Annotated in this window: 1 protein-coding gene; it reads right to left on the bottom strand. The window is 61.2% G+C overall.

Annotation, left to right across the window (positions count from 1 at the left end):
• Nucleotides 1-11,200 (bottom strand): SDR family NAD(P)-dependent oxidoreductase (locus ACZ6WW_RS23385; RefSeq protein ID WP_465276313.1); only part of this gene is annotated, 11,200 nt, incomplete at both ends.

The following is an 11,200-nucleotide window of genomic DNA, read 5'->3' as shown; positions in this document are numbered from 1 at the left end:
CGGCCATGACCTGACCTTCGCCGTACCCGGGCACGACGACCTGGATCAGATGCTTGCCGGGTTGCCCGTTGAGCGACTGGATCTGTTCCAGCAACGTGCTGGCTGCAGCTTCGTAGCTCCGGGCCACATCCTGGCTCACGTCAAGGGCTACGCAAGTCGCGCCAGGGAAACTCGCTCGCACGAGCTCGGCGGCCGCCGCATCCAAGCCGCACAACATGACCTGCTGGCGAGTGAACTCACTCTTCGTAAAGCCACTGGACGCCACTGGCTGCGTGGTCCATTCCGGCTGCAGCAGCAAGGTCTGGATCGTCTCGTCCGAGATGGCCGGGCGAGTTCTGGTCTCCGGTTCTTCCTGCGTGAGCCCAGTGGCCAACGATCTCAGGCTGAACTGCTTAAAACGCACACATACCTTGCCATGCTCATCGCATAGATCGATATCGAGCCGCTGCACCGTATCGCCTGCCTTGCTGCCAACGCTGCGATGTACGAGCGCCCACATGGTAGCCGCGCATGGTGCCAGTATCTCTAGGGATCCCAGTGCAAAAGGCAACATCAGGGTCGGCGATGCACTGCCCATCTGAAAGCCCCATGTCGCCTGCAGCGCGGCGTCGAGCACGCTCGGGTGCAGCGTGTAACCGGTCGTGGGTGCCGTAGCCGGCAGTGCGATGCGTGCCAGGACCTGATCCGGTCCCACGAACAACTCGTTCAAGCCCCGGAAGGCCGGACCATAATGCAGGCCCATCTGCTCGAATGCCGTGTAGCAAGCTGGGGCATCCGAATGCGCCCGAGTGCATTGCTCCCGCAGCGCAATCAGATCGCGCGTCAAGGCGGTATCCGAACCATCCACGGCGTGGATCAAGATTGCACCCTGGCTGTAAACCCGGATTTCGCCGTTCTCGCCTTCGCTATAGATTTCGAAATGGGCGCCTCCGGTTTCGTCAGGATGCAGCGCGACATGCAGCAGTAGGCCCTCCCCACCGACCATGACAGGGCGCACCCACACCACATCCGTCAGTTCGATCAGCGCCGTTTCTCCAGCCACTTCGCTAGCCGCGCAGCGCGCCATTTCCAGTTGCGCCACGCCCGGCAGCACGCGGTCCCCTTGCACTACGTGGTCGGTCAAAAAGAACTCGTTGCCGCTCAAGCGGGTGCTGAAACGCAAACCCGCCATGTCCGACGTGTTCCGCTGCACCAGTGGATGCAGCGCTACATCCACGCCGGAGGATGGCCTGGATTGAGTCGTTCCGGCTTGGATCCAGTAGCGCTCACGCGCAAAGGGATAGGTAGGCAAGCTGATGCGCCGCGGTTGGCTTGCCCCGTACAGCCGCCGCCAATCGAACGCGAGACCTTTGACCCACAGGTCGAGCAACTTGCCAAACTTGCCCTTGGTAACCCATGCCCCGACCGCAGCGCCAATATCATCGTCACCCGCCAAGGCGTCCAGGGTCTCCTTATTGCGCTTGACCCGGCCACGATAGAGATCGTCGATGATCGGCTCGCCCGTGGCATAAGCGCTCAACTTCTCGCGCAGTTCAGCCAGCGAGCCAACCACCAGGGCGAGTCGTTCTTCCATCGCTTCGCGCCCGACCTGCAGTGTGTAGGCAAGGTCGGCCAGATCGATGGCATTATCCGATGCGATGGCATCCAGCAGCTGCAGCACCTGCTCGCGGAGCCGGTCTTCATGGCGTGCCGATAGCACGATCAGGGCCGGCCCTGTCACCAGCTGCGGCGCCGCGGGGGCAACATACTCCTCGATAACAATATGCGCGTTGGCACCACCCGCACCGAACGAGGAAATGCCGGCGATGCGTGCGCCTTCTCGCGATGGCCTTGGCCACGGTGCGAGCTCCTGCTGCACCACAAAGGGAGTCGCGGCAAAGTCGATGTTCGGATTGAGCACACTAGAATGCAGACTCGGCGCTAACTGGCCGTGCTTGAGCTGCAGCAGCACCTTGGTCAAGCCGGCAATACCGGCCGCGCTCTCGCAGTGCCCGATATTCGACTTGGCCGAGCCGATCGCGCAGAACTGCGTGTCCTGCGTCCAGCCTCGAAACGCCTTGGACAATCCGGCAATCTCGATCGGATCGCCCAGGCTGGTGCCGGTGCCGTGCGCTTCGATGTAGCTGATCGAACGCGCGTCCACGCCACCCTCGCGCAAGGCTCGCTCGATCACCTTGGCCTGAGCATTGGGGTTCGGCACCGTGTAGCCGTTGGTCTTGCCGCCGTGGTTGATGGCGGTGGCCTTGATCACCCCGTAGATATGATCGCCATCGGCAATCGCTTGCGACAGCGGCTTGAGCAAGACCGCACCCACGCCCTCGCCCGGCACATAACCTTCGCCACCTTCACCAAAACTCTCGCAGCGGCCCTTGCCCGAGATGAACTTGCCCTGGGCCAGCATCAGGTATTTGTTCGGATGCACCGACACGTTCACGCCACCGGCGACCGCCACGGTGCAGTCGCCGCGTTGCAGACTCCGGCACGCCAGATGGATCGCCGTCAGCGACGACGAGCACATGGTATCCAGCGCCAGGCTGGGTCCATGGAAGTTGCAGAAATAGGAAATGCGATTAGCAATCGACGCAGGACTGCCGGCAATGGCGAGCTGCCTTCCTTGCGCCTGCTCCTGCGCCCCGTAGAGCTGGTACTCCTCATACATCACACCGACAAATACGCCAACGCCACCTTCTTCGGCCACGTTATCGCGGGTGTAGCCGGCATCCTCCAGCGTGGCATGCACGCACTCCAGGAACAGCCGCTCCTGCGGGTCCATCAGCTCCGCTTCGCGCGGCGAGATATTAAAGAACAGCGGATCGAACAGATCGACGCCGTCGATAAAACCGCCCCACTTGCTGTACGTCTTGCCGGCCTTGCTGCGATCGGCGTCATAGTAGAGCTCGTGATCCCAGCGTTCGGAAGGAATCTCAGTAATGCTGTCCCTGCCCTGGCTCAGATTGGCCCAGAATTGTTCGAGATTGGCAGCCTGCGGATAACGCCCTGCCAAGCCAATGATCGCGATCTCATCGGTTCCCGATGAGGCATGGCGCAGATCAAAGCCCGAGCGACGGCGCAGGATCGACGCCGACGCCACCTCGTCATGTGGCCTTTCCACGGCAGCGGGCGTGACGCCGATGGATTTGTCGCCAAGCAGATTCACCAGTTCGGCATAGTGACTTTGCAGGAAATAGTCGGCCAGCGAAGCGATGCTTTGATACTCGTAGAACAACGTCTTCGATAATGCGCCGAATGTCTTTTCCAGCTTGATCGTCAGGTCCAATACCATGACGGAATCGATGCCATAGACCTCCAGCGGCACATTCGCATCGATTCTTTGTGCCGGCAACTTGAGCGTGCCCGACAACAGACGCACCAGGTGACGGACCGTCTTATCGCGCATGTCCTCGACGACCGGCGCCACATGCTCCGACGCGACAACAACGTTTGGTGATGTCGTCGGCTGCTCTTTCAACAGCGAGGTCTTCAATTGCTCCAGCTTGCCTTCGGCGACCAGCACCTGCGGCAGTCCGCTCGACAAGGCCTGCACCAATGCCGCGCAACCACTGGCATTGCGCAACGGCACCATGCCGATCTCGTCCAGCAAATACTGGCGCGTACTGGCCGGGACTTGCATGCCGCCTTCTTCCCACAGCGGCCAATTGATCGACAGCGTGCATCCGCGACGCAAACCCTGGGACACAAGCGCGCCACGGTAGTGCGCGAAGGCATCCATGAACCCGTTCGCCGCAGCGTAATCGGCCTGCCCTACGTTGCCGAGTGCACTGGCAACCGACGAGAAGCAAACAAAGCAATCGAGCGCCAGATCCTGACTCGCCTCATCCAGATGAAGCGCGCCGGCGACCTTGGCGCGCAATACCGCGTGCAGCTCTTCCGGGGTCTTCCTGATGATAAAGCTGTCGCGCAGGACGCCGGCGCTATGGACGATGCCCTGCAATCCACCGAATGTCCGGACAATGCTGCCGATCAATTGCATCACGGCATCGCGATCGCTCACGTCGAGCTGACGGTACTGGACCGTCGCGCCCAGGGATTCAAGCTCGCTCAGCTTGACTTGCGTTGCTTGCGTCAACACCGAGCGTCCCGTCAGGATCAGCGTTGCGCCTGCAGCGCACTGCGCGATCTCGCGCGCAAAGATCAAGCCCAGACCGCCTGCCCCGCCGGTAATCAGATATACGCCGTGCGCTTTCCAGGGCGAGCCTGCATCGCTCGAACCGGCCAGCTCGGCCCAGCCGTTCACCTGGCGATGGCCTTCCACGTAACGCACGTCCGACGCATCCGCGTAGCGGTTCTCAAGTAGCGCCTGTACTGCGTCCTGGCCAGGCTCGATACGAACGAGCTGTCCGACAATGAGTGGATTTTCCAGCTGCGCCGTACGCAGCATGCCGCCCAGGCCTGCCATAAGCTGCGCGGCACCCTGGTTCGGCACGAGCAGCTGGATCAGATGGCGTCCCGGTTGAGAGCTCAGTGCCTGAACCTGCTGCAGCAACTGGCCGGCTGCCGATTCGTAGCATTTCGCCAGGTCCTGGTCCACGGCGAGCGTCAGGCAGGTAGCTCCCGGCATACGTTCCGTATCTATCGCATCGACGCCACACGACATCACCAGATGCCCCGCATAGTCCACGGGGCGACCGTTCACGGCAGGCCGGGTTTCCCATACAGGACTTGCCAACAGGGTTTGCCAGGCGGTGGCGGGTTCGGCGATTGCCGTCGATGCTCTCAACCCAAGCCGAGTAAAGCGCACGCATACCGTGCCGGCTTCATCGCAGAGATCGATATCGAGCGATTGCAACGGATCATCCGTTGCCTGGCTGGAGCCAAGGCGAACTATCGCCCACATGTTGGCGGCGCAAGGTGCAAACAATTCCAGCGACGCCAGCGACACAGGTAGCAACAACGCAGGTTTCGCATCGTCAACCATGCGCACCAAGCCGATGGAAGCCTGCAATGCGGCATCCAGCAAGCTTGGATGCAATGCGTAACCTTCCATACGCATTGCAGCCGGCAGCGTGATTCGTGCGAGGACCTGACCCTGCCCCACGAACAGCTCGCTCAGGCCCTGGAAAGCCGGGCCATAATGCAAGCCGGACTGCTCGAACAACGCATAGCATTGCTCGGCACTCAGATGGGCTTGACTGCATTGCTGACGCAGGACGACAAGATCGTGCACCGCCGTCGTGTGCGGCTCGCTATCTGCAAAGGCCAGCAACGAGCCTTGACTGTAGATCAGATTCTCGTCTTCCGATGCCTCGCGATATAGCTCGAAATGAATATCGCCATCTTGTCCTGGTGCCAGCGCGATGTGCAGGTCGAGCCCATCGGCACCGATCGTCACGGGCCGGACCCAGGCGATATCTTTGAACCGCAGTTCGCAATGCCCATCGATCGCCTCGCTGGCCGCGCGGTGCACCATCTCCAGTTGCGCGACGCCCGGCAGCAGGCGAACACCCCGCACGACGTGATCGGCGAAAAAGAACTCGTCGCCGCTGAAGCGGGAGCTGAAACGCTGCAACGAAAAGCTCGATGTATTGCGATGTAAAAGCGGATGAAGCGTGCCGCCGGACATAAGGCCCGCCCCATGCGAAACGGATGCTTCTATCCAATAGCGCTCACGAGCAAACGGATACGTCGGCAGGCTGATGCGGCGGGGTCGATCGCCGCCATACAGTCGATGCCAGTCGAACGTCAGGCCCTTGGCCCAAAGATCGATCAGCTTGCCGAGCTTGCCCTTGGTTACCCATGCCTCGGCCATCGCGGCCGTGTCTTCATCGCCGGCCAGGGCCGCGAGGGTCTCCTTGTTGCGCCGAACCTGTCCGCGATACACGTCCTCGATGCTTGCATCGCCAGCGGCGTACGCATCCAGTTTCTCGCTCAACTCGGCCAATGAGCCGACCATCAGGCCCAACCGCTCCTCCATGGCTTCGCGCCCGACCTGCAAGGTATAGGCCAGGTCGACCAGTGCGATCCCCGACTCGGCATGCGACGCAAGGAATGAGCGCAACGCATGCACCTGCTCACGCAAGCGATCCTCGTCACGGGCCGACAACACGACGACAACGGGGTTGTTCGAGGCAACTGGCCTTGCTGTCGGCGCAACATATTCCTCGATCACGATATGTGCGTTGGCGCCGCCCGCACCGAACGAGGAGATGCCGGCAATGCGTGTGCTTTCTGGCGTCGGCTTCGGCCAGGGAGCGAGCTCCTGCTGCACCACAAAGGGGGTACCGGCAAAGTCGATGTTCGGATTGAGCACGCTCGAATGCAGGCTCGGCGCCAACTGGCCGTGCTTCATCTGCAGCAATACCTTGGTCACGCCAGCAATACCCGCTGCGCTTTCGCAGTGCCCGATATTCGACTTGGCCGAACCGATCGCGCAGAACTGCTTGTCCTGCGTCCACTGTCCAAATGCTTTGCTTAGCCCGGCAATCTCGATCGGGTCGCCCAGGCTAGTGCCGGTGCCATGGGCTTCGATATAGCTCACCGCCCGGGCGTCGATACCACCTTCGCGCAATGCGCGCTCGATCACCTTGGCCTGTGCGTTCGGGTTTGGCACCGTGTAGCCGTTGGTCTTGCCGCCATGATTGATCGCAGTGGCTTTGATCACCCCGTAGATATGGTCGCCATCGGCGATCGCCTGCGACAGCGGCTTAAGCAGCACCGCGCCCACACCCTCACCTGGTACGTAGCCTTCGCCGCCTTCGCCAAAACTCTCGCAGCGGCCCTTGCCGGAAATGAACTTGCCCTGGGCCAGCATCAGGTACTTGTTCGGATGCACCGACACATTCACGCCACCGGCGATCGCTACGGCGCAGCCGCCGCGTTGCAAGCTCTGGCACGCCAGGTGGATCGCCGTCAGCGACGACGAACACATGGTGTCCAAGGCCATGCTTGGGCCATTGAAATTGCAGAAGTACGACACGCGATTGGCGATCGATGCCGGATGGCCCGGTACGGCTAGCGCATGCCCTCTGGCCTGCTCCTGGGCGCCGTAAAGCTGGTATTCCTCATACATCACACCGACGAACACGCCGACGCTGCCGTCTTCGGCTACGTTATCGCGGGTGTAGCCGGCATCCTCCAGCGTGGCATGCACGCATTCCAGGAACAGCCGTTCCTGCGGATCCATCAGCTCCGCTTCGCGTGGCGAGATATTGAAGAACAGCGGATCGAACAGGTCGACGCCGTCGATAAAGCCGCCCCATTTGCCGTACGTCTTGCCCGGCCTGGTGCGGTCCTGATCGTAGTACAGCGTGTGATCCCAGCGCTCGGCGGGAATCTCGGTGATGCTGTCCTTGCCCTGGCTCAGGTTGGCCCAGAACTGTTCGAGGTTGGCGGCCTGCGGGTATCGGCCTGCCACACCGATAATGGCGATCTCGCCGATAGCAGAGCCCGCATCTCCCTTGCGTTGATTGCGCGCCTCGTAACCCGAGCGACGGCTGTTCCCCGGGGTAACGGACTTGTCGGTCCTGGTGACGGAAGGCACCGACACAGCCGCGGCGACAGCCCGCTTCTCTCCCAGCACGGTCAACATGGCAGCGCGGTGATGCTGGAGAAAGTAGTCGCTCAGCGCAGCAATCGTCTGATACTCGAAGAACAATGTCTTAGGCAGCGGGCCGAACTGCTTTTCCAGCGTACGCGTGAGATCCAGCACCAGCAGGGAGTCGATACCGAAACTTTCCATTTGCGCCAGCGGATCGATCCGATGCGCAGGCAGCTTCAGCGTCGCCGACAACAGACGCACGAAATAACGAGTGGCCCTTTCTTCAATACCGTCCGAATCACGGCTCGCCACCGTCGCTTGCTCATCCGCCTGCGATAGCGGCACACGCTGATGCATCGAATCAACCCGGCCTGCCGATTCCTCGGAATCCGCGTCATGGGCCACGCCACCGTTCGGCGGCGCGGCGGGAGACTTCAGGCCAAGGCCCTTGAATCGCAGGCACACCATGCCGTTGTCATCGCAAAGGTCGATATCGGCCGTGCGCACCGCATCACTGCTTGCGCGGCCATGGCTGGGGCGAACAACCACCCACATGTGGCTCGTGCAGGGCGCGAGCACATCCAGCGCATCCAGTGTGAAGGGCAACATCAACTTCAGGTCGCCCGCAGACACGCCCATTTGTAAACCGATCGACGCTTGCAGCGCGGCATCGAGCAGGCTCGGATGCAGTGCGTAGCGATCTTTCGTCGCCTGCAACGAGAGCGGCAATATGATGCGCGCCAATGCCAGCCGCTCGCCGACGAACAGCTCGCTCAAACCCTGGAATCCGCTCCCATAACGCAATCCGAGCGCATCGAACGCTGCATAGCACTGCTCGGCACTCCATGTCTCCTGCGTGCATTGTTCACGGAGTTCCGCCAGATCGTGCGTTGCCGGAGTGTCGTCGTCGATGATTTCCGTCACTACGCCGTGACCGTGAACGATCTCGCCATCCTCGGCTCTTGTATGGATTTGATAGCCGACATCGCCGTTCTCTTCCGGGAATAGCGAGACATGCAACTCCACGCCATCGCCGTCGACAACGACCGGACGTGTCCATACGATGTCCTTCAGATGCAGCTTGCCGGCATCGCCGATTACTTCATTTACCGCAGCACGAGCCATTTCCAGCTGAGCCACGCCCGGCAAGACACGGTTATCCAGCACCACATGATCGGCAAAGAAAAACTCGCCTCCATCAAAACGCGTACTGAAGCGCGGCCCGGACAGATTCGATGAATTGCGCTGAAGCAATGGGTGTAACGCCACGGCACGCAATGGACTGTCCACGTCCGGCACCCAATAGCGTTCCCTGGCAAACGGATAGGTCGGCAAGCTGATTCGGTGCGGCGTCTGGTTGGCATAAAGGCGGCGCCAATCGAACGTGTGCCCCTTTACCCACGCGTCGAGCAGCTTGTCCAGCGCGCCCTTCTCGAGCCAACTCTGGATGGTATGGGCCATCTCGTCATCGTCCGCGAATGCAGCCGTTGCGTCCCTGCGGCGCTTGATCTGACCACGATAGATATTGGGCGCATCACTATTTGCGAGACAACGCGTCAGCTTGTCGCGCAATACGTCGATCGAGTCGGCGACGAAACCCAGACGCTCTTCCATGGCCTCACGGCCGATTTGCAACGTATAGGCCAGATCGGCCAATGCCATCTCCGACGCCGCTTGCGGGGCCGACACCACACTCAGCAGTTGCTGCACCTGCTCACGCAAGCGTTCTTCATTGCGCGCCGACAGCACCACCGCGACCGGCCCGGTAGTCGCTGAGGGTGCCGCCGCCGACGGAACATATTCCTCCAGCACGACGTGCGCATTCACGCCACCAAAGCCGAATGAGCTCACGCCGGCACGGCGTGGCAGGGGTTGCCCGTGGGCATCGCGCGCCGCCGCCCATTCGCGCGCCGACTGCACCACATAAAAGGGGCTGCCCTTCAGATCGATATACGGATTGAGCGTATCGCTGTGCAGGCTCTTTACCAGCGTCCGGTGCTTCATCTGCAACAGCACCTTGATGACGCCCGCCACGCCCGCAGCCAGCTCCAGATGACCGATATTGGTCTTGACCGAACCCAGGCCGCAATGGGGTGCCACGACCTCATCCGGCCCCGTGGCCGCGTAGAGTTCCTTGAAGGCCGCCTTCAGGCCGTTGATTTCCACCGGATCGCCCAACGGCGTACCGGTACCGTGCGCTTCGATATATGTGACGGTCCGCGGATCGATGCCGGCCTGCTGATAGGCATGTCGAATGACCGCGGCCTGCGCTTTCGGATTAGGTGCGGTCAACGAATTGGCGCGTCCGCCATGATTCTCGGCGGTACCGCGTATCAGGCCGTAGATATGGTCGCCGTCGCGCTCGGCGTGGGAGAGTTTCTTCAACACCAGCATCGCGACGCCTTCGCCGCGCACGTAACCGTTGGCTTCGCTGGAGAAGGTCTTGCAGCGCCCGTCTTCGCTCAGCATGCCCGCCTTGTTGAAGCTGACATGCAGATCCGGGTTGACGATGGTGTTCACGCCGCCGGCAATGGCTATGCCGCAATCACCGCGTTCGATGGCGAGTATGGCTCGCCGCAATGCGATCAAGGAACTCGAGCAGGCTGTTTCTACCGGCTCGCTTGGGCCGTGGAAATCGAGAAAATAACTCATCCGGTTGGGGCCTACCGAGGCCACTGCACCGGTCGAGGAATACCCTTCGATCGCTATCTGAGCACGACTGATCAGATGGCTATAACCGGTCGGCATCGTGCCGACGTAGATCGCCGTATCGCTACCCGATAGCGTCGACCCGGCGTAGCCGGCATCTTCCAGCGCCTTCCAGATATGGATCATCATCAGGCGCTGCTGCGGGTCCATCAGCTCCGCTTCCTTCGGCGAAATGCCGAAGAACATCGGGTCGAACTCGCCCACGCCGTCGATGAAGCCGCCTTGTGTGATGTTGGTCTTGTTGTCCTCCTGCGCCGGATCGCCGTACCAGGTACGCCAATCCCAGCGATCGTTCGGGATGTCGCTGATGCAATCCTTGCCCTCGAGCAGGTTGCGCCAGAAAGCATCGATATCCTGCGCCTGCGGGAACTGCCCGCTCATGCCGATAATCGCGACCGGCTCGCTGGTCACCGTCTCACGATGTGCCACCGCTGCACCGAAACGTCCGCGTGCACGTTGCCGGATACGATCGAATGCTGGCAGCGTCACGGCGGGCGCCGCTTCAACTACCTTGACTGCGTCACTGTGCGTGGCAAATCGCGGAACGAGCACCGCCCGATGCTCGCTGGCCAGATAGCTCGTCAGACCATCCAGCGTCGGAAATTCAAAGAAGATCGTCGGCGCAAGTTCCAGCTTGTATTGCCGGTTCAGAGCATTACCGAACTCGGTCAACGTGATCGAATCGAAACCGTATTCGCTCAAGGCGGTATCGCCGTCGATGTCTTCCGGCTTCACCTTGATCAGGGCCGATACCATCCCTATCAATTCACGCCTTAGCTGCTGTTGCAACGAGCGATCGCTCTGGCCTGTTGTCGTTGAGTCTTCGTCGAAAGCTTTCATCGGCGCGGCGGCGGCTGGCTTTGACTTTCCCAACATCGTTTGCCGGATACGCGCCGCATCGCCGGCGATCACCATCCGCTGGCTCTGCCCGCTCGCCATCGCCTGCCGTAACGCCAGCACACCACTGTCGCTGGCCAACGCGTGCATCCCCAACTG

It is taken from the genome of Dyella sp. NPDC103356 (assembly GCF_055584465.1).
The sequence above is the reverse complement of the archived record's forward strand: the minus strand, read 5'-3'. Positions and strand labels throughout refer to the sequence as shown.